This is a genomic window from Cedecea sp. B1(4), assembly GCF_059414925.1.
This window is the reverse complement of the sequence record NZ_JCAHMZ010000002.1, coordinates 308,045-327,367: the sequence shown is the minus strand read 5'-3', so window position 1 is coordinate 327,367 and position 19,323 is coordinate 308,045. Positions and strand designations below refer to the sequence as shown.

The window sequence follows — 19,323 nt, the reverse complement described above, 5'->3', positions numbered from 1 at the left end:
GGTTAAATGACGCCCTGCGCCTTGAGCTGCGCCAGCGTTGCCTCGTCGATAGCCAGTAATTCTCGCAGCACGCTGGCCGTATGTTCACCCAGCGCAGGCGGCAACAGCGCCGGCTCGGCCTGCATGGCGCTCATTTTCACCGGCTGCGGAACAATAGAGATGGTGCCTGCCGTCGGGTGCGTCACCTGCTTAACGAGTTCACGTTCTTTCGCATAGTCGCTGGTCAGAATCTGGTCGAGACGCAGCACGGCAGAAGCCGGGACGCCCGCATGGTCCAGAATGGCCTGAGCATCGTTCACCGTTTTATCCGCCAGCCAGCGCTCAATTTCTTCCCGCAGTGGCCGCTGGTTCGCCAGGCGTAGCGGATCGGTGAGATACAGCGGGTCGCTTGCCAGTTCAGGCTTATTCATCGCCGAGCAAAGCTGGCGGAAAAGTTTATCGTTGGCGACAGCAATGACAATGTGGCCATCCTGCGCCGGATAGCTGTCCATCGGGGCGCTGATCGGGTGCGCGTTGCCCAGGCGCCCGGCGGAAGGCTGCCCGCCGATCCACTGGGTCAGGGAAACCATTTGCATCGTCACCATCGTGTCGAGCATCGACACATCAAGATGCTGCCCTTTGCCGCTGATCCCGCGCTGCAGCAACGCCGCGAGCACCGCCCAACTGCCGTACAACCCGGCCACAACATCCCCAATGGCATCGCCGACGCGTGTTGGCTCTCCTTCCGCCCAGCCGGTGACCTGCATAATGCCGCCGTAGGCCTGCACGATATGGTCGTAGGCAGCTTTGTGTGCCATCGCCCCGTGCTGCCCAAACCCGGAAATGCTGGCGTAAACCAGCCGCGGGTTGATTTCCTGCAGCGTCGCGTAGTCGATGCCGAGGCGTTTGGTTACGCCCGGACGGAAGTTCTCCACCAGCACATCGGCCTGCGCCACCAGTTGCTTAAGAATGGCTAACCCCTCCGGTGCCTTTAAATCCAGAGTGACGCTTTTCTTGCCGTGGTTAAGCTGCATGAAGTAGCTGCTTTCCCCGCCGATGTGCGGGGTGAAGCTACGAGAGTCATCCCCGCTGCCCGGCATCTCAATCTTGATGACTTCCGCCCCGAGATCGTTCAGCAGCGAGGCGCACCACGGGCCGGCCAGCACACGGGATAAATCAAGCACTCTGACGCCTTTCAGCGGTTGCAAAGCTTCACTCATGTTCGGACTCCTCAACCAGAGCGAGCAGTCGTTGGCTCAGCTCACCTTCAGCAATCAAATTGCGCACGGCGTGCATATCCGGGTAAAGCGCCGTGTCTGTCTCACGGAATGGCACTCGGGCGCGCACCATGCTCAGCGTTAACTCCGCACCAACCGAGGCGCGAAGCGGGCGGTGAAACTCAAGCGCCTGGCTGGCGCACAGCAACTCAATGGCAACGATATCCACCGCGTTGCTCACCGCCAGCATGGCTTTTCGCGCCGAAGAAACGCCCATGCTGATATGGTCTTCCTGCCCGGCGCAGGTGGTGACGGTATGCACGCTCGACGGCGCGGCCAGGCTGCGGTTATCCCCCGCCAGCGCGGCGGCCACATAAGGCGGGATCATCATCCCGGAGTTCGCGCCGCTTCTGCCCACCAGGAACGCAGGCAGGCCGCTCAGGTGCACGTTGGTGATACGATCCGATCGCGCCTGGGACGCCGTGCTGACCTGGGCAATGGCAACGGCCAGAGAATCCAGTGCCAGCGCCAGCGGCGCACCGTGCCCGTTGCCACCGGGCAGAATAACCAGCGCGTCTTCTTCGATAAGGAAGACCGGGTTATCGGTCACCGAATTGAGTTCGATAGTCACAATCTGACGGCAATGGGCGAGCTGGTCGCGCACCGCGCCGTGAATTTGCGGAATGCAGCGCAGGCTGAGCGCATCCTGCACCCGATGGTCGCGGTAGCGGGCAAAGATCTCGCTGCCGCTCAGTAACCGGCGAAGAATCGCGGCGGTTTTCTGCTGCCCATCGTGCGGACGCAGGGCGTGCAGACGGGCATCATAGCCACGAGTATTGCCCTTCAGCGCCTCAAGGCACATACCGCCGGCCATGTCCGCCACCGGCAGCAGCCGCTCAAAATCATGCACGGCAAGGCACGCCAGGCCGGTGATTTCGTAGGTGCCGCTGATCAGCGCATGACCTTCACGCGGGCCAGGCACTCGGGGAGCAATCCCCGCTTTTGCCAAAGCTTCGGCGGACGGCAGAAGCTCGCCCTGATACCAGCACTGCCCCTCGCCAAACAGAGACAGCCCGATATGCGCCGTCGCAATTAAATAGCCGACCGAGCCGCTGGCCGGTGACCATGGCGTCACCTGCCGGTTAAGCATTTCGGCCATGCGTGTCGCCAGATCGGCGCTGACGCCGCTATAACCTTGCAGTAGCGACTTCAGCATCACCGCCATCATGGCGCGCACTTCACGCACGGACAAATCTGGCCCCATCCCGCAGGCGTGGCTGCGCAGCATATTGAGCTGCACGCTGGCGATTTGGTCGGCGGAAAGGCGCTCCGTCACCAGATCGCCTACCCCGGTGGTCAGGCCGTAGATCACCTGTCCCTCATCTATTGCTCGTCGAATATACCCGCTGACGTGGTTCATATTCGCCAGGGCTTCGGGGGCCAGTTCGACCGGCGCCCCGTCGGCAATGCGTACCAGCTCGTCAATGGTGGTTTGCGCCCTGCCTAAGGTGACGGTTTCATGGGAACGTGCGGTGGAGCCAGTTTGTCTTGTCATCGTTCGCCCTTACTTGCTCAGACCATGTTTAACCAGCCACTGATGCGCCACGTCATCAATGCTGGCAAATTCCGCAAGCTGTCCGTTCATGGCGATCAGATCCGCGGTGGTCAACTGAGCCGAGACTTTATTCAGCGTGCCCTCAATCGTCGGATTCAGCGTAGTAGTGGCCACAATCGGGACGATGTTTTGCGCCGCAAACAGGTTTTTCGGATCGGCCAGCGCCACCAGATGGTCTTTCTGAATTTCCGGCGTGGTGGAGGTTAAATCCGCCGCCTGAATTTGGTTGTTCTTCAGCGCGGTCAACGTCAGCGGGCCAGCCACGTCCAGCACTTTGAAGCTCTTGAAGTTCAGGCCATACACTTCTTTCAGCCCCGGCACGCCTTCGTGACGCGTTTTCCATTCAGCCGGGCCGCCCAGAATAAGCTCTGCCGCGTGAGGCTTCAGGTCTTCAATGGTTTTGAGGTTGTATTTATCCGCCGTTTTTTTGGTGACGGCGATAACGTCGCTGTTTTGCGCCACGGAGGTATTCAGCATTTTCACTTTGGCCGGCAGCTTCGCCGCCAGCGCGGTCGCCACTTCATCAGAACTGTGCGCCGTGTTCTTGGCATCCAGGTAGCTCAGCAGCGCACCGCTGTACTCAGGGATAACATTAATGGAGCCGTCCAGCAGGGCCGGAATGTAAACTTCGCGGCTGCCGATGTTGAGCTTCTTCTCCACTGGGATGTTTTGCGCTTCCAGCGCCCCGGCGTAAATCGTCGCCAGCAGCTGGTTTTCCGGGAAGTCAGCCGAGCCAATAATCACCTTCTGCCCCGCATCTGCCGCCCACGCGGAGGAAACAACGGACAGCATCGCGGCACTCAACAGCGTCAAACAACGTTTCTTCATATTCATCGCTTTCACCTTGTGTAATTAACGGGCTCAACATCACTGGGTTTTGATACGTCGGGAAATGCCGTGGGATACCACGTACTTCACCGAAAGGGAAAAGAACACATCCACGAGCAGCGCCAGAATGGCAACGAGTACCGCACCAGCGGTCATCTGGGCAAAATCGTTCGCCGCACGGCCATCGATAATCAATCGCCCCAGGCCGCCAAGGGAGACGTAGGCCGCAATGGTGGCAGTAGAGATTATCTGCAGCGTGGCGCTGCGAATGCCGGACAGAATCAACGGCGTGGCGCAGGGCAACTCCACCTGAGTCAGCACCTGGAAAGGCGTCAGGCCGATACCTTTGGCGGCATCGTGCACGCTAGGGTCAACGGAGCGAATCCCCGCATGCACGCCCAGCGCTATCGGCGGCAGGGCTAATACCACCAGCACGATAATGCACGGCAGAATAAAGGCCATGTCGGACTCGAAGTAGCCCGCCATCAGAATTACCAGCAGGATAATCAGGCCAAACGACGGCAGGGAGCGCAGCGCGTTGGTGGTGCCAATCAGCAGCGCCTCCCCTTTGCCGGTATGGCCGGTGTAGCAGCCCACCGGAAACGCAATGGCTATCGCTATCGCCAGCGCCACCGCGCTGTAGCCTATATGCTGCACCAGCAGCGGAAGAATACCGTCGTCGCCATACCAGTGGCTGAGCGTAAAGAACCAGTCAGACATACTTTATCCCCTTGTTGGCTGCCAGCGGCTTAATGAGCGGGTGACGGCCACGACCACGCAGTCGAGCACGAAAGCCAGCACGATACACAGCACGATGCCGGCAATAATCGGTGTCAGAAACTGCAGCTGAAACCCCTGGGTAAATAGCGACCCGAGCTGCGGGGCACCGATCAGCGCAGCGACGGAAACGATGCTGACGTTTGAGACCACGGCAACCCGCATCCCCGAGCCAATCACCGGCACTGCCAGCGGCAAATCAACCTGGAAAAACTGGTGCACCGGCTTGTAGCCGAGGGCAAAGGCGGACTGCCGGGTGTCGGTGGGTACTGAATCCAGCCCGTCGCACACGGTTCTGACCAGCAGCGCAAAGCTATAAATTGTCAACGCCACCACCACGTTGATCGGATCGAGGATCTGCGTGCCGAGCAGCGGCGGCAGCAGCACAAACAGCGCCAGAGACGGGATGGTGTACAGCAGCCCGAACAGGTTAAGAATGACGCCCTTCACGCGCGGCATACTGCTCACCAGCCAGCCAGCCGGAATTGCCAGCAGCAGGCCAATCAGGATCGGCGTTACCGAAAGGTAGAGATGCCACAGCAGCAAATGGAAAATTTTGTCGCTCTGCGCCCACAGCCAGTCAAATCTCATACCGCCTCCCGCGCCATTGACTTGCAGGCATCCAGGACGTGATCCAGCCCCAGAGTCCCCAGCACCTCTGCCCGCTCGCCAATCACCACAGCCCGATGACACGGCGAGCTGAGCGCAGAGTCAAGCATCTGGCGCAGCGTGCCGGTTTGCGGGAAGAAGGTGGCGCCCAGATTAATGTGCTCCGGCACCACGGCCTCAACCTGCTGATGCGTATCAAACCAGCCGCAGGCTTTGCCTTCGCGGGTTACCAGCAGCCAGCGCTGCACCGCAATGTTGCGAGCCATATCAATAGGCGTGCCCACTTCGGCGGTCGGCTCCGTTTGCATTGAGGCCAGCGGCCCGGAATTGTAGAAACTCAGCTTGCGATAGCCGCGGTCGCGGCCAATAAAGTCGGCAACAAAATCACTCTGCGGGGCGTTAAGCAGTTCACTCGGGGAGGCCATCTGCCCCAGCTTGCCGCCGGGCCTCAGGACCGCGACCAGATCGCCCAGCTTCATCGCTTCGTCAATATCGTGAGTCACCATAATGATGGTTTTACTCACTTCCTTTTGAATGCGGAGAAACTCCTCCTGCAACTGGTCACGCACCACCGGGTCCACGGCGCTAAAGGGTTCATCCATCAGCATGAACTCCGGGTCAGCGGCCAACGCTCGGGCAACCCCGACACGCTGCTGCTGGCCGCCGGAAAGCTGCCACGGATAACGTTTGGCCAGCTGCGGGGCCAGGCCGACAACCTCCAGAAGCTCCCCCGCTCGCGCACGGGCTTTGGCCTTAGACATACCGTTTAGAATCGCGGTGGTAGCAATGTTGTCGATGATGTTTCGATGTGGGAACAGGCCCGCATTCTGGATAACGTAGCCAATGCGGCGGCGCAGCTGCACCACGTCCATGGCGGAGGTGGATTCGCCGTTAAGCAGAATGTCACCGGAAGACGGCTCAATCAGCCGATTAATCATGCGCAGTGACGTTGTTTTCCCACAACCGGAAGGGCCTACCAGCACGGTGATCTTGCCGCCGGGTGCGGTGAGATTCAGTCCGTCTACCACGACCGTGCCGTCGTCATAAAACTTGGTCACATTGTTGAAAGTAATCATCGCTACGCCTCATGGTCATCTGGCTGCCGAAGAAATGAACGGCTGCGTAAAAAAGCTATGTATAGCATTGTATGTACAATCTGCAAAGCCTGTGCCATAACAAATACGCAACATTACAATCAATCAAATTTATTGTTTAAAAACAAATAAATAATGAATTTATTAAATTTTAAGTGTGATCAAACCGTGATTTTTATCAGGATTAAACGGTGCCTTCCGGGCGATTTGCCAGCTATCTGAACTGCTATTTTTGCCCCAAAAAGGATCAATCTCTTTGTAAAGAGCGTCAAAATGGTGCGGAAGAGGTCGAAAAAGAAAAGATATATGATGTAACTACCTATCGATCAATATTTAAAATATTGATTTAAAAGAATAATAAAATGTTTTTCACGCCTGGCATCAAATATGCTAATCATGTATATACAAGCAAACGAAAAGATGACATGGTATTTTTCGTGAGCACTTTCCCCGTTATATCAAAACAAGGTGAACCCCATGAAGAGTGAGTTTTCTCGTTATCGTGATGTTGAAATCAGGGCGCCACGCGGCACAAAGCTGAATGCAAAAAGCTGGCTGACGGAAGCCCCGCTGCGCATGCTGATGAATAACCTCGATCCGGATGTGGCTGAAAACCCGAAAGAACTGGTGGTTTACGGCGGCATTGGCCGGGCGGCGAGAAACTGGGAGTGCTACGACAAAATGGTCGAAGCGCTTAAAGCCCTGAATGACGATGAAACCCTGCTGGTGCAGTCCGGCAAGCCGGTTGGCGTCTTTAAAACCCATGCCAACGCCCCTCGCGTGCTGATTGCCAACTCTAACCTGGTGCCGCACTGGGCTAACTGGGAACACTTCAATGAGCTGGACGCCAAAGGCCTGGCGATGTACGGCCAGATGACCGCCGGGTCGTGGATCTACATCGGCAGCCAGGGCATTGTGCAGGGCACCTATGAAACTTTCGTGGAAGCAGGCCGCCAGCACTACAACGGCTCGCTAACCGGGCGCTGGGTGCTCACCGCGGGCCTCGGCGGCATGGGCGGCGCGCAGCCGCTGGCCGCTACCCTTGCCGGTGCCTGTTCACTGAACATTGAATGCCAGCAGTCGCGCATCGATTTCCGCCTGCGCACCGGGTATGTCGACGAGCAGGCCAAAGATATGGACGATGCCCTCGCCCGCCTCAAACGCTACACCGGCGAAGGGAAAGCTGTCTCTATCGCCCTGCACGGTAATGCAGCAGAAATTCTGCCTGAGCTGGTGAAGCGCGGCGTGCGCCCGGACATGGTCACCGATCAGACCAGCGCCCACGACCCGCTCAACGGCTACTTGCCCGTTGGCTGGAACTGGGAAGAGTATCGCGAGCGCGCAGCCGTTGAGCCTGCGGTGGTCACTCAGGCGGCGAAAGCGTCCATGGCGGAACACGTAAAAGCGATGCTCGCCTTCCAGCAGCAGGGCATTCCTACCTTTGATTACGGCAACAACATCCGCCAGATGGCCAAAGAGATGGGCGTCAGCAACGCCTTTGATTTCCCGGGCTTTGTACCGGCCTATATTCGCCCGCTGTTCTGCCGTGGGATCGGGCCTTTCCGCTGGGCCGCACTCTCCGGTAACCCGGAAGATATTTACCGCACCGATGCCAAAGTCAAAGAGTTGATCCCGGACGACAATCACCTGCACCGTTGGCTGGACATGGCCAAAGAGCGCATTAGCTTCCAGGGTCTGCCGGCGCGTATCTGCTGGGTCGGCCTCGGCCAGCGCGCAAAACTGGGCCTGGCGTTTAACGAAATGGTCAGAAGCGGCGAGCTGTCTGCCCCTATCGTCATTGGCCGCGATCACCTTGATTCCGGCTCGGTGGCAAGCCCGAACCGCGAAACCGAATCGATGCAGGATGGGTCCGATGCCGTGTCCGACTGGCCACTGCTGAACGCCCTGCTGAACACGGCCAGCGGCGCGACCTGGGTTTCCCTGCACCACGGCGGCGGCGTCGGCATGGGCTTCTCACAGCACTCCGGCATGGTTATCGTCTGCGACGGTACCGACGAAGCGGCGGAGCGTATTGCTCGCGTGTTGAACAACGACCCGGCCACCGGCGTGATGCGCCACGCGGATGCGGGCTATGATATTGCTATTGAGTGCGCCAGAGAACACGGCCTGAACCTGCCAATGCTGGCGAAGTAGTTCCCCTGGGGTGCGGCTTTTGTCGTGCCCCGTCCTGATGAGAGAGATCTTATGCGGATTTTATGGCGTAACTGCCGCATCGCCACCATGGTCAACGGCAAGTACAATATTATCGAAGACGCAGCGATGCTGACAGAAGGCGAGAAAATTGCCTGGGTTGGCCCCGAAAGCCAGCGTCCCAACCAGCCCCACGACGAAGAACGCGACCTTCAGGGTAAACTCGTCACCCCCGGCCTTATCGACTGCCACACCCACAGCGTGTTCGGCGGCAACCGCAGCCAGGAATTTGAGATGCGCCTGAACGGTGCCACCTACGCGGATATTGCCGCAGCAGGCGGTGGGATAGCCAGCACGGTGAAAGCCACGCGCCAGGCCAGCGAAGCCGAGCTGCTGGAAAGCGCCAGTCGCCGTATCAATGCGCTGCGTAAAGACGGCGTGACTACTCTGGAAGTGAAATCGGGCTACGGCCTCAGCTTTGAAGACGAGCGAAAAATGCTTCGCGTTGTCCGCCAGCTGGCGCAAAGTCTGCCGCTGACGATTTACAGTACCTGCCTGGCTGCACACGCCCTGCCCCCGGAATACAAAGACCGCAGCGACGATTTTATCACCACCGTTTGCGAACGTTGGTTACCGGAATTGCATCGCGAAGGGCTCGTTGACGCCGTCGATGCCTTCTGTGAACACCTGGCCTTTTCCGTGCCGCAGGTTGAGCGCGTCTTTGTGAAAGCCCATGAGCTGGGCCTGCCGGTTAAGCTTCATGCCGAACAGCTTTCGCTGCTGCATGGCGCGGGGCTTGCCGCCCGCCACAATGCGCTTTCCGCCGACCATCTGGAATATCTCTGCGAGGACGATATTACGCTGATGGCAAAACACGGCACGACCGCCGTGCTGCTGCCCGGCGCATTTTACTTCCTGCGCGAAACACAGAAGCCGCCGGTGGCGCTGCTGCGCAAACACAGCGTGCCGATGGCTATTTCCAGCGACCTGAACCCGGGCACCTCCCCGGTGCAATCCCTGCGTCTGATGATGAATATGGCCTGCACGCTGTTTGGCCTGACGCCGGAAGAAGCGCTTGCTGGCGTGACGCTGAATGCGGCGCGTGCACTCGGGATCGGTGAGAAAACGGGCACTCTTGAAGCCGGGAAAGACGCAAGCTTTGTTGCCTGGGAAATAGACCATCCCGCCGAGCTGAGCTACTGGCTGGGCGGCACGCTCTCCAAACAGGTTATCTATCAAGGTAAAGAGGTGTGGAATGATTAAGGGCTTTGAGCTTCATCAGGGCAAGCTGCCGCTGCTTATCAGCATGCCGCATCCCGGTACACAGTTAACGCCGGAAGTGGCAAACGGGCTGACGGCTCGCGCCAAAAAACTGGAAGATACCGACTGGCATATTCCCAAACTTTATCAGCCGATACGCGAGATGGGTGCCAGCATACTCAGCGCCAACTACTCGCGCTACGTGGTGGATTTGAACCGCCCGTCGGACGATAAGCCGCTGTACACCACCGCTACTACGGGGCTTTACCCGGACATCTTTTTCGACGGTGAACCGCTGTTCGAGGCGGGAAAATCCCCCGATGTACAGGCCAGAGCAGATATCCTGACCAACATCTGGCAGCCCTATCATCAGGCACTGGCCCAGGAACTGGCAAGGCTGAAAGAAACCTTTGGCTATGCGCTGCTGTGGGATGCGCACTCCATCAAATCCGTGGTACCTCGCCTGTTCGAAGGCCGCCTGCCGGATCTTAACTTCGGCACCGCAGACGGCACCAGCTGCGATCCGGTACTCAGCGCTGAACTGTTAAAAACCAGCGAGCATTTCAACGGCTACAGCAAAGTGCTGAACGGGCGCTTCAAGGGTGGATACATCACGCGCCATTACGGTGCGCCACAGCAAAATATCCATGCGGTACAGCTGGAAGTGGCGCAGTGTTGCTACATGGATGAAGAGAGTTTTGCCTGGTCTGACGAGAAAGGAACCCAATTCCAGCAGGTGCTAGCCCGACTGATCGAAACCGCCCTGGCCTGGGGCCAGCGGCATTACGGCTAGCCCACTTGACTTAATTTGTTAAAAGCGTACTTTTCAGGACATGAAAACGATTCTGGTAATTGTTCCTGACGGCGGCATGCTGTTCGAAGCCGCCGGTATCGCCGATATTCTGATGCAGGCTAACCGCCTGCATGCGGACGCCTTGGCCGAGCCTCGCTACCGCATCAGTATCGCCACCACTCAACCTCATCACGTCGTGCACGGTATGTCCGGCCTTAACCTGCTGGCCGACTACAGGCTGGCCGACCTCAACCCCAATGAGCCCCGCGACACCATCATGATAACCGGCAAAGGCCAGAGCGAGCCTGAAGGCAGCGCGGTGGTCGACTGGTTATGCCGCGCCGCGCCAAATACTCAGCGCATTGCCTCCGTGTGCGGCGGTGCGATGCTGCTGGCCCGCGCCGGGCTGCTGGATGGCCGCCGGGCAACTACCCACTGGCGAATGCTGGAAGAGATGCAGGCCAGGTGGCCGCAAATCAAAGTGGAAGGCGGCCCTTTGTATATTCAGGACGGCCCGGTGTGGACCTCCGGCGGCGTGAGTTCCGGCTTTGACCTTACGCTCGCGTTAGTTGAGGCGGATTACGGCTTTACCCTCGCGCGGGATGTGGCCCAGGATCTGGTGATGTACCTCCATCGCCCCGGCGGTCAGCTACAGTTTAGCCGCTATCATCTGCGCCAGGCGGCCAATACCGGGCCGATAAGTCAGCTCCAGGACTGGCTGCTGGATAACCTGGCGGAGGATTTATCGGTCGAAAAACTGGCGGAACGGGTCGCCATGAGTCCGCGTAATTTTACCCGCGTCTTTACCCGTGAAACCGGCGTCACGCCCGCCCGCTATGTGGAAGAAGCCCGGCTGGCCGCCGCCCGCCATCATCTTGAGCAGTCGAACGACACCCTGGAGCGGGTCGCCTGCGCCTCGGGCTTTGGCACCGCCATTAACCTGCGCCGCGTCTTTGAGCGCCAGCTTCACCTCACGCCGGGGGAATACCGGGAACGCTTCCACTGCCGGAAATTGGCATGAATTGATCCTTTTTTGTCATTTACGCCATTTCACTCTGCGCCTACTCTGACCTCAGACATTCAAGAGAAGGAGTGAATCATGGTTAAGGTCGGGATTAATGGTTTTGGCAGAATAGGACGTAACGTCCTGCGCGCTACCCTGGGTAACCCCAATATTGAGATCGTGGCTATCAACGATCTGACGGACAGCAAAACCCTTGCGCACCTGTTAAAACACGACTCGCTGATGGGTAAACTGCCTGCGCCAGTGGAAGCCTCCGAAGGGCTGCTCCACGTTGACGGCAAGCCGGTTCGCGTTTTCAGCGAAAGAGATCCGGCGCAGATCCCATGGCGTGAGGTCGGCGTAGATATCGTTATCGAGGCCACCGGCTTTTTCACCAGCCGCGAAAAAGCGGAAGTTCACATCACCCACGGCGGCGCAAAACGCGTCATCATTTCTGCCCCTGGTAAAGACGACGATCTGACTATCGTGCTGGGCGTGAACCACGAAAGTTACAATCCGCAGAAACACTTTGTGGTCAGCAACGGCAGCTGTACCACCAACGGCCTGGCCCCTGCCGCGCAGGTGCTGCATCAGGCATTCGGCATTGAACATGGCCTGATGAACACTACTCACGCCTACACCAACAGCCAGGCGCTGCACGACCAGCCGGAAAAAGACCTGCGTGGTGCACGTGCGGCAGCGCTATCAATTGTGCCGTATTCCAGTGGCGCGGCTAAAGCCCTCGGCAAGGTTATCCCCGAGCTTGACGGTCGCCTGACAGGCTACTCTTTGCGCGTGCCTGTACCGGTGGTGTCTATCGTTGATTTAACCGTGACGCTCAAACGCGATGTCACGGCGGAGGAAGTGAACGCCGCGTTCCGCAAAGCCGCTGAATCTGGCCCGCTGAAAGACATTCTGGGCTACAGCGATGAGCCGCTGGTTTCCAGCGACTATCAGGGCGACCCGCGCTCTTCGATTATTGACGGGCTTTCGACCCTGGTGATTGGCGGGAATCTGGTGAAAATCCTGGCCTGGTACGACAACGAATGGGGCTTCTCTAACCGCCTGGTTGACCTTGCCCTGCTGATGGATAAACGCGGGTTGTAACGGCAACTGAAAGAAAAAAGCCAGCCTTACGGCTGGCTTTTTTTATCATTGCCTCTGTCGTAACAGCGGCTGGCTGAGGCGTTAACTTACAGCGCCATGTCGTGCTGAGGAGCCGCTTCCGCTTTCGCTTCGGCTGGTTTTGCTACCGGGGTTGCGCTCTGGTCGTTCATTTGAATAACCGGCGGTTTGGTCAGTTGCAGCGTGGCCGCGGTGTCATCCCAGACTTTCTGCGTCAGCGCCGCGTTGCCGTTCATCTCCTGGCCGTAGCTTGGTACAACAGCGCGGATCTTGCTCTGCCATTCCGGGGAGTTGAACTGCTGCGGGAACATCTGCTTCAGCACGTTCAGGGTAATAGGTGCCGCGGTAGATGCGCCTGGGGATGCCCCCAGCAGAGCAGAAATGGTTTTCTGCTGGTCAACAACCACTTCGGTACCGAGCTTCAGCACGCCGCCTTTGTTCTCATCTTTTTTGATGATCTGCACACGTTGGCCAGCCTGAATCAGTTTCCAGTCTTCTTTACGCGCCTGCGGATAGTACTCTTTCAGCGCTTCAAAACGGTCTTCATCACTCAGCATCACCTGACCAATCAGGTATTTCACCAGGTCAAAGTTATCCAGACCTACGTCGGTCATCGGCATAAAGTTGCTGGTGGTGGTGGTGCTCAGCAGATCAAAGAAAGAGCCGTTTTTCAGGAACTTGGTAGAGAAGGTTGCGAACGGCCCGAACAGCACTACGCGCTTACCGTCGATAAAGCGGGCATCAATGTGCGGCACGGACATCGGCGGTGCACCCACGGAGGCCTGACCATACACTTTTTCAAGATGCTGGCTGGTTACCGCCGGGTTTTCGGTCATCAGGAAGGAGCCACCCACCGGGAAACCGGCGTAGTTTTTCGATTCCGGAATACCGGTTTCCTGCAGCAGTTTCAGTGCGCCGCCGCCAGCCCCGATAAAGACATATTTCGCGTCGATGGCGTGCTCTTTGCCGCTGGTGACGTCTTTGATGGTGACGTGCCAGGAATTATCGCCGTTGCGTTTGAAGTCGGTGACTTCAGAAGAGGTTTGCAGGGAGAAATTCGGGCTTTTTTTCAGGCTGCCGATCAGTTGGCGGGTAATTTCACCGTAGTTAACGTCTGTCCCTACTGGCGTCCAGGTCGCCGCCACTTTTTGATTTGGGTCTCGCCCTTCCATCACCAGCGGAGCCCACTGTTTAATTTGCTCGTGGTTGGTGGAGAATTTCATCCCCTGGAACAGCGTGGTTTTCTGCAGCGCGGCATAGCGCTTGGTCAGATACTCAACGTTTTTATCGCCCCAAACAAAACTCATGTGCGGCGTGGAATTAATAAACGAATGCGGGTCGTTCAAAATACCGCGCTGAATTTGTGCGGTCCAGAACTGGCGGGAAATCATAAACTGTTCATTAATTTCCAGCGCTTTGCTGACATCAATAGAACCGTCCGGGCGCTCCGGCGTATAGTTCAGTTCCATATTTGCCGAGTGCCCGGTGCCGGCATTATTCCAGCCGTTCGAGGACTCAAGCGCCACGCCGTCAAGCTTCTCAACCATGACCTGTTTCCAGTCCGGTTGCAGCTCCTGGAGCCACGTCCCGAGAGAGGCGCTCATAATACCGCCGCCAATCAGCAGGAAGTCGGTTTTTTGCGTGGAATCCGCGTTAGCGTAGCTAGCAGAGCTGACGAATAACGCCAGTGTTGTCAGAGAAATAATTGTCTTTTTCATTGCAGGCATAATAATTCTATTGCATCGCAGGTGAATGAAGTAAATCTATGTTAACCCATTTTTACGATATTTTAAAATCTCATTCACAACCTGATTAATCCATACAATTAATGCCAATGATTTTTTTAATTAAAAAAACCAAATAAAATCAAATATTATAAAAATAACACCACCGAATAATACATCCTGTATTCCGGGTATTATTAGCGGTAATCCGCTTAGTTATCGGGATGTTATTGGCAAAAAAAATCCACACACATGTATGGATTTTATCCTTATTCCTTTCTCATAAAAGGCGATAAATTCGTCGTTAACGGTTTGTGCTATTCTGCTCTACCGCCTTAATAAAGACGGCAAGCTGGGTACGAATAGACGCCGCCGTGGCGGAATCAATTAAACGCCCGTTCTCTAATTTCTGATTCGCAAAACTGACCGCCAGCTCCGGCAGCGGCACCATATTGCACAGCATTGAGGCCAGCGTTTCCCGCAGCTGGTATTGCGCCCTGACGCCGCCAAGCGCGCCGGTCGACTGCGAAACGAAAAAGACATATTTTCCCAGCATACAGCTGGCTCTGACCGGCCGTGACAGCCAGTCGAGCGCATTCTTGAGTACGCCGGGCATGCCGTGATTGTATTCCGGTACCGTAATGATCACCGCATCGGCCTCAGCCACTAACCGGCGGGCGCTTACCACCGGCTCCGGTAATTCCCCCTTTTCCAGGTCCTGGCAGTAATGTTCCATGGCGCCAATATCAAGCACGCTAAAATGACTCTGCTCAGGCAACATTTCACCAATACTGTTGAGCAATGCTCGGGAAGCGGAATCTACCCGCAAGCTACCGGCGATACCTACGAAGCGTAATGTTTTCATCTTGTTCTCCTCTAATTTTCTCGATGCAGGCATTATCAGAAAAAGAATGAGATAATTCTTTCGCTAATCCGCCAAAACACTTCGCAGGAGTGCCAACATGCCAGACGCCCTATCCGTGGCTATCGCTGCTTCAGACATGGCCCATCACCGGGGTGACGATGTGACGTTTCACCGCCATATACACGGCCAGTTGAGCGTGACGCTGGAGGGAACTCTTCGTTTGCAAAACGAAACAGGTTGGTGGCTGGCTACGCCCGGTAACGGCATTTGGGTGCCGCCGGGCATGCTACACCGGGCGCTTTACACCGAGCGTTCGCGGCTGATCAATTTGCGTTTCAGGCAAGGATTTGAGCTGCAATTGCCGGAAAATAGCTCGCTTATCGTCGCCTCCAACCTGCTGATGGAACTGGCCAAAGAAGCCTTAGCGATTCAACACCACGTCGATGCGGGCGCGCAACTTGAGCTCATTGCACAACTGCTGCACTTCCAGTTGCGCAAGCAAGTTTTGAAAACCGATCTGTTTGTGCCTGAGGGTAAAGATAAGCGGCTGAGGCTAATCACCAGCCTGCTGCGGGAAGATCCGGCCTGCAGCAAAACGCTGGTGCAGCTGGCCGCCGTTGCCTTCATCAGTCCCAGAACATTAGGCCGCCTCTTCGAAAGCGAAGTCGGGATGAGTTTTACCCGCTGGCGGGAAAGAATGCGGATTATCAGTTCGGTGGAGAAATTGGTTAACGGTGAGCCGATAACTCAGGTGGCATATGATATGGGCTATCAAAGCGCCAGCAGCTTTACCACTGCCTTTACCCGAATTATCGGCCAGCCGCCGGGGCGTTATCTTAAAGAGACTTTCACCCCGGACAAAAGCTGACGGCGGGTGACGGCTGCAACCGCCAGCGCAAGCATCATCACGATTTCTGCCGCCAGGAAACCGATCATCGCCACGGAGTAATCCCCGCTTTGGTGCTGCAGATGCAGGAACAATGCTCCGAGGACCGCCGGGCCAAGCCCCAGCGCAGACTGCTGCAGGGTGCTTAATATGGCGCTTGCCGCCCCGGCATCGTTCAGGTCGATATCGCGCATCCCGATGCGGTAGAAGCTGTTCACAATCAGCGCCTGCCCGTAGCCCACCACCAGCGTCGCCGGGGCAATTGCCAGCGGGCCTGCGTGGGTGCCAAAGTGCCAGAGCGTAAATATCAGCCCCAACAGGCCAACCACCTGGATAGCAATCCCACTCAGTAGAATAGTGCTTAACGAGTGGCGCACGATAAGCCTCGGCGCAAACCACGCTGAGACAAAATACGAAATGCCCATGGCAATAAAGCTGTTCCCGGACTGCCACGGCGCCATTCCCATGCCCGACTGGAGCGTCAGCGCCATGCAGAACATAAAGCCCGACCAACAGGTAAAGAACAACAGCGCGATCAGCAGGCCAAACCTTATGCTGCCCAACTTAAGCAGTCTTGGCGGCAACAGCGGCTGTAGCCCCCGCTGCTGTTGGTTAAGCGCGCCAACACGCATCAGATAACCGAGCGGCAATGTCGCCACCAGCATCAGCTGCATCGGCCATGGCCAGTGCAGCTCGGGGCCAAGCGCCATCGGGAACAGCAGGCAACACAGCACCAGCGCGAGCGTGACGGTGCCCTGCCAGTCAATACGCGAGTGGCTTTCGCTGCGTGTTTCAGGAATATAAAACCGGCTCAGGACCAGCACCAACAGGCAGATTGGCACGTTAATAAAGAACGCGTTTCGCCAGCCAAGCCCGGCAATATCCGCCGACACCAGCCAGCCGCCGCCCATCTGGCCGATAATAAAAGCGATCCCACCAATGCCACCGTACAGACTGATGGCGCGGGCGTGAGCAGTGCCCTTGAGCGTCACGTGCAGCGTGGCAAGGATCTGCGGCACGATAAGCGCAGCCCCGACGCCTTGCAGGGTCCGGGCCGCCAGCAGCTCGGTGACCGAACCGGAGATCCCGCACAGGAAAGAAGCAATACCGAACAGCGCCACGCCCCAGAGCAACGTTCTGCGCCGGCCGTGGTTATCCCCCAGCTTGCTGCCCACCGCCAGGCTGACGGCAAAGGCAACGCCGTAAAGTGCCACAATAAGTTCAAGCTGGGTTGGCGTGGTGCCGAGGGACTGGGTGATCGAGTCCAGCGCCACGTTGGTGATAGAGGTGTCGATTAACGGCAACATCTGGCCCGTCAACAGCAGCACCAGGCCTGCACGACCGGGTGAAACAGGCGAATTATTCATCAGGGACTCCATTGCATAGTTCAGGATACCGACGTAGGATCCCTGAACATTTAACCGGGTACCAGTTCTTGCTTATACTGGTACTGGCACTACTATTCTGGAGTATTTGCGATGCTCATCACTCAGCCTGAGCTGCGACATGGCCCGCTGGACGACAGCCGTAAAATGCTGGCGCTGTTTTTGCGTACCCGGCGTGAAAGTCTGGACCCGCAGCGCCTGGGGCTACCGCGCAGCGGGCGTCGGCGCACGCCCGGCCTTCGCCGTGAAGAAGTGGCGCTGCTGGCCGACATCGGCGTAACCTGGTATACCTGGCTGGAACAGGGCCGAGAAGTGAATCCATCCTCAAGCGCCATGGCGGCGATCGCCAGCGCGCTGCAGTGCTCCCCGGCGGAAACTCGTCATTTGTTTATTCTGGCCGGGCTGCCTCCGTCCGAAGCGCCCGCCGCCGCGCAGTGCGAGGGGCTCAGCCCCGCCGCCCGCCGGATGCTGGACGCCCTGATGCCCAACCCCGCCAGCATTCAGAAGCCGAACTTCGACATCCTCGGCTACAATTCACATTTTTGCCAGCTAATGGGGGTCGATCTCGACAATGAACCGCCGGAGCATCGCAACTGCATTTATCAATATCTGACCAATGAGACCTGGCGCAGCCGGGTGGACTGTAACGAAGATGTGCTGCCCAAGTTTGTCGGCTGGTTCCGCGCCGGGATCACCGAGCACCGCGGCGACCCGCGCTGGGAAGCGCTGCTGGAGTCGTTTTTCACCGCCTCTCCCGCGTTTAAAACGCTCTGGGAGCAGCGCTATGAAATCCGCAATATCGAAAACCATATCAAGCAGTATACGCATCCGCAGGTCGGCACCTTCGGTATGCAACAGGTCAACTGGTACTCTGCCCCGCGAGACGGTTCAAGGCTGCTGGTTTACCTGCCGATAGATGAAACAGGTGAGCGAGCTTTGCGGTTATTTTCTCAATCGAGCGGAGTCTGAATCTCTCCCTTCTCATCGGGCATCCTGAAGACGGCCCGATGTTTTTTTATTGTTTTAAGAATAACCTCAGGGAAACCCCAAAAGACGATTTGCATTGACCACAGAATAAAAATAACACCACAACGAAAAGTCTGAATTTATCAAATAAATTCAAAAAATTACCCCCATCTCCCTACTTTTCATTCCTTTTAAGTGGCGAGCCGATTACATTTACCTCAGCCCAATTTTTTACTGCGCTAACCCGGCATCAAACCTTCATGTACGTAATAGGTTATTCCACTGTTATAACACCATTGAATTGTTAACCGGGCTATGTAAAATCACGCTACTATGCTGAAACCACGCGAATTCCTTGCGCCGGCGAGATACTCAAGCCGCCGCGCCGTTTTGCGTGGGCGTATCTCACGTCGTGGATAATTTTCCTGTGCGGCGCTTCTTGCTCCCGCGGCGGTTGAGTTTTAACCTTTTTCTCAGGGAACGTCTCAATGAAATTGCGAAGCCTGTTAGTCCTCCTTGTTGTCACTACGGTTGTCGGCTGTAAAGCGCCGCCGCCGAAGATGACCGACGACACCATTGTGACCAGCACGGTAAACGGCGTCACCCTGACTCACCGCTATGTCGTTGAAGTACCAAAAGAATTCACACCAGTTGACGCCGAGTATCGGGCGCTTTATCCGGGCTCCATCATGAGCAAACCCGATTTTGGTGGCAAAGTGCTGGCCCAGCTTGAAAACGGCCAAAGCTACACGGTGCTGGGCGAGGTAGAAAATCACTGGTTTGCTATCGCCGAGCAGGATAAACAAGAGCTGCTGGGCTATGTGCCGCTCAGGGCGCTGGTAAAAAGCGAGCTGTATACCCAGACGCTGAAAAAAGACCGGCCTCGCCCTCGCCGCGCGGCCAAAAAATCCACCTGCGTTGCGGTAGATAATAAAAGCAAAGCCTGCCAGAACGCCGACAACGGAACGTGGATCATTAATTAAACTTCCCCTCCGGGGGTTTTCTAACCAAAGATTTTGGTATGAGAGTAGCAACGACTCGCCCGG

At 57.0% G+C, this 19,323-nt stretch carries 17 protein-coding genes; 8 read left to right on the top strand and 9 right to left on the bottom strand.

Annotated features, from left to right (window positions below; all coding sequences use genetic code 11):
* Positions 1-2: 2 nt before the first annotated feature.
* From ACR6JA_RS04990 to ACR6JA_RS04965, 6 genes are read right to left on the bottom strand one after another with little or no spacing between them, the layout of a single operon-like run.
* A complete protein-coding gene (locus ACR6JA_RS04990) occupies positions 3-1,199 on the bottom strand; it encodes a CaiB/BaiF CoA transferase family protein (RefSeq protein ID WP_494492981.1) in 1,197 nt (398 codons plus the stop codon).
* Positions 1,192-2,751 (bottom strand): HAL/PAL/TAL family ammonia-lyase, encoded by a 1,560-nt coding sequence (locus ACR6JA_RS04985; RefSeq protein WP_213716058.1) that lies wholly within the window; start codon positions 2,749-2,751, stop codon positions 1,192-1,194. Before ACR6JA_RS04985 ends, ACR6JA_RS04990 begins: the two co-directional genes overlap by 8 nt.
* A gap of 9 nt (positions 2,752-2,760) precedes the next feature.
* The gene (locus tag ACR6JA_RS04980; protein ID WP_008454135.1) at positions 2,761-3,645 is read right to left on the bottom strand and encodes an ABC transporter substrate-binding protein; all 885 of its coding nucleotides are present in this window, start codon (positions 3,643-3,645) and stop codon (positions 2,761-2,763) included.
* Positions 3,646-3,678: 33 nt separating this feature from the next.
* Positions 3,679-4,359: an ABC transporter permease gene (locus tag ACR6JA_RS04975; protein WP_213716059.1), complete on the bottom strand. Its 681-nt coding sequence runs from the start codon at positions 4,357-4,359 to the stop codon at positions 3,679-3,681.
* Between the two features lie 3 nt (positions 4,360-4,362).
* Positions 4,363-5,007, bottom strand: a complete 645-nt coding sequence (locus ACR6JA_RS04970) for an ABC transporter permease (protein ID WP_008454132.1) — start codon at positions 5,005-5,007, stop codon at positions 4,363-4,365.
* Entirely contained in the window at positions 5,004-6,101 is a 1,098-nt protein-coding gene (locus tag ACR6JA_RS04965; RefSeq protein ID WP_494492980.1) for an ABC transporter ATP-binding protein, read from the bottom strand. The genes ACR6JA_RS04970 and ACR6JA_RS04965 overlap by 4 nt, the downstream gene beginning before the upstream one ends.
* Before the next feature lie 495 nt (positions 6,102-6,596).
* Between ACR6JA_RS04965 and hutU the strand changes: the two genes are divergently transcribed.
* The 5 genes from hutU to gap all read left to right on the top strand — a co-directional run bounded on the left by hutU (position 6,597) and on the right by gap (position 12,433).
* The gene (gene hutU / locus ACR6JA_RS04960; protein ID WP_494492979.1) at positions 6,597-8,273 is read left to right on the top strand and encodes a urocanate hydratase; all 1,677 of its coding nucleotides are present in this window, start codon (positions 6,597-6,599) and stop codon (positions 8,271-8,273) included.
* Positions 8,274-8,324: 51 nt separating this feature from the next.
* Entirely contained in the window at positions 8,325-9,533 is a 1,209-nt protein-coding gene (gene hutI, locus ACR6JA_RS04955) for an imidazolonepropionase (protein WP_494492978.1), read from the top strand.
* Positions 9,526-10,323, top strand: a complete 798-nt coding sequence (hutG, locus tag ACR6JA_RS04950) for an N-formylglutamate deformylase (protein WP_213716064.1) — start codon at positions 9,526-9,528, stop codon at positions 10,321-10,323. The genes hutI and hutG overlap by 8 nt, the downstream gene beginning before the upstream one ends.
* 40 nt (positions 10,324-10,363) lie before the next feature.
* On the top strand, positions 10,364-11,344 hold the full coding sequence (locus tag ACR6JA_RS04945; protein ID WP_494492977.1) for a GlxA family transcriptional regulator: 981 nt from the start codon (positions 10,364-10,366) through the stop codon (positions 11,342-11,344).
* A gap of 78 nt (positions 11,345-11,422) precedes the next feature.
* Positions 11,423-12,433, top strand: coding sequence for a type I glyceraldehyde-3-phosphate dehydrogenase (gene gap, locus ACR6JA_RS04940; RefSeq protein WP_213716066.1), 1,011 nt, complete (start codon positions 11,423-11,425; stop codon positions 12,431-12,433).
* An 86-nt stretch (positions 12,434-12,519) separates the two neighbouring features.
* On the opposite strand, the gene mqo is transcribed toward gap, so the two are convergent.
* Both mqo and ACR6JA_RS04930 read right to left on the bottom strand, forming a co-directional pair.
* A complete protein-coding gene (gene mqo, locus ACR6JA_RS04935) occupies positions 12,520-14,178 on the bottom strand; it encodes a malate dehydrogenase (quinone) (RefSeq protein ID WP_213716067.1) in 1,659 nt (552 codons plus the stop codon).
* Between the two features lie 301 nt (positions 14,179-14,479).
* Positions 14,480-15,040 carry an NADPH-dependent FMN reductase gene (locus ACR6JA_RS04930; protein WP_166991927.1) on the bottom strand — a complete coding sequence of 187 codons (561 nt, stop codon included), beginning with the start codon at positions 15,038-15,040 and terminating at the stop codon, positions 14,480-14,482.
* Positions 15,041-15,137: 97 nt separating this feature from the next.
* On the opposite strand from ACR6JA_RS04930, the gene ACR6JA_RS04925 reads away from it, so the two are divergent.
* On the top strand, positions 15,138-15,908 hold the full coding sequence (locus tag ACR6JA_RS04925; protein WP_213716068.1) for a helix-turn-helix domain-containing protein: 771 nt from the start codon (positions 15,138-15,140) through the stop codon (positions 15,906-15,908).
* Here ACR6JA_RS04925 and ACR6JA_RS04920 read toward each other — a convergent pair.
* Positions 15,872-17,293, bottom strand: coding sequence for an MFS transporter (locus tag ACR6JA_RS04920; RefSeq protein ID WP_008454112.1), 1,422 nt, complete (start codon positions 17,291-17,293; stop codon positions 15,872-15,874). The two genes, ACR6JA_RS04925 and ACR6JA_RS04920, sit on opposite strands and share 37 nt — an antisense overlap.
* A 111-nt stretch (positions 17,294-17,404) precedes the next feature.
* Here ACR6JA_RS04920 and ACR6JA_RS04915 point away from each other — a divergent pair, with 111 nt between their 5' ends.
* Together ACR6JA_RS04915 and ACR6JA_RS04910 are read left to right on the top strand one after the other, a co-directional pair.
* Positions 17,405-18,280 (top strand): helix-turn-helix transcriptional regulator, encoded by an 876-nt coding sequence (locus ACR6JA_RS04915; protein ID WP_213716070.1) that lies wholly within the window; start codon positions 17,405-17,407, stop codon positions 18,278-18,280.
* A gap of 485 nt (positions 18,281-18,765) precedes the next feature.
* The gene (locus tag ACR6JA_RS04910) at positions 18,766-19,260 is read left to right on the top strand and encodes an SH3 domain-containing protein (protein ID WP_166991918.1); all 495 of its coding nucleotides are present in this window, start codon (positions 18,766-18,768) and stop codon (positions 19,258-19,260) included.
* The last annotated feature ends 63 nt before the right edge of the window (positions 19,261-19,323 follow it).

Coding starts and splice junctions, on each gene's coding strand:
- ACR6JA_RS04990 (WP_494492981.1), bottom strand. CDS start 1,199: ATGAGTGAAGCTTTGCAACCGCTGAAAGGCGTCAGAGTGCTTGATTTA.
- ACR6JA_RS04985 (WP_213716058.1), bottom strand. CDS start 2,751: ATGACAAGACAAACTGGCTCCACCGCACGTTCCCATGAAACCGTCACC.
- ACR6JA_RS04980 (WP_008454135.1), bottom strand. CDS start 3,645: ATGAATATGAAGAAACGTTGTTTGACGCTGTTGAGTGCCGCGATGCTG.
- ACR6JA_RS04975 (WP_213716059.1), bottom strand. CDS start 4,359: ATGTCTGACTGGTTCTTTACGCTCAGCCACTGGTATGGCGACGACGGT.
- ACR6JA_RS04970 (WP_008454132.1), bottom strand. CDS start 5,007: ATGAGATTTGACTGGCTGTGGGCGCAGAGCGACAAAATTTTCCATTTG.
- ACR6JA_RS04965 (WP_494492980.1), bottom strand. CDS start 6,101: ATGATTACTTTCAACAATGTGACCAAGTTTTATGACGACGGCACGGTC.
- hutU (WP_494492979.1), top strand. CDS start 6,597: ATGAAGAGTGAGTTTTCTCGTTATCGTGATGTTGAAATCAGGGCGCCA.
- hutI (WP_494492978.1), top strand. CDS start 8,325: ATGCGGATTTTATGGCGTAACTGCCGCATCGCCACCATGGTCAACGGC.
- hutG (WP_213716064.1), top strand. CDS start 9,526: ATGATTAAGGGCTTTGAGCTTCATCAGGGCAAGCTGCCGCTGCTTATC.
- ACR6JA_RS04945 (WP_494492977.1), top strand. CDS start 10,364: ATGAAAACGATTCTGGTAATTGTTCCTGACGGCGGCATGCTGTTCGAA.
- gap (WP_213716066.1), top strand. CDS start 11,423: ATGGTTAAGGTCGGGATTAATGGTTTTGGCAGAATAGGACGTAACGTC.
- mqo (WP_213716067.1), bottom strand. CDS start 14,178: ATGCCTGCAATGAAAAAGACAATTATTTCTCTGACAACACTGGCGTTA.
- ACR6JA_RS04930 (WP_166991927.1), bottom strand. CDS start 15,040: ATGAAAACATTACGCTTCGTAGGTATCGCCGGTAGCTTGCGGGTAGAT.
- ACR6JA_RS04925 (WP_213716068.1), top strand. CDS start 15,138: ATGCCAGACGCCCTATCCGTGGCTATCGCTGCTTCAGACATGGCCCAT.
- ACR6JA_RS04920 (WP_008454112.1), bottom strand. CDS start 17,293: ATGAATAATTCGCCTGTTTCACCCGGTCGTGCAGGCCTGGTGCTGCTG.
- ACR6JA_RS04915 (WP_213716070.1), top strand. CDS start 17,405: ATGCTCATCACTCAGCCTGAGCTGCGACATGGCCCGCTGGACGACAGC.
- ACR6JA_RS04910 (WP_166991918.1), top strand. CDS start 18,766: ATGAAATTGCGAAGCCTGTTAGTCCTCCTTGTTGTCACTACGGTTGTC.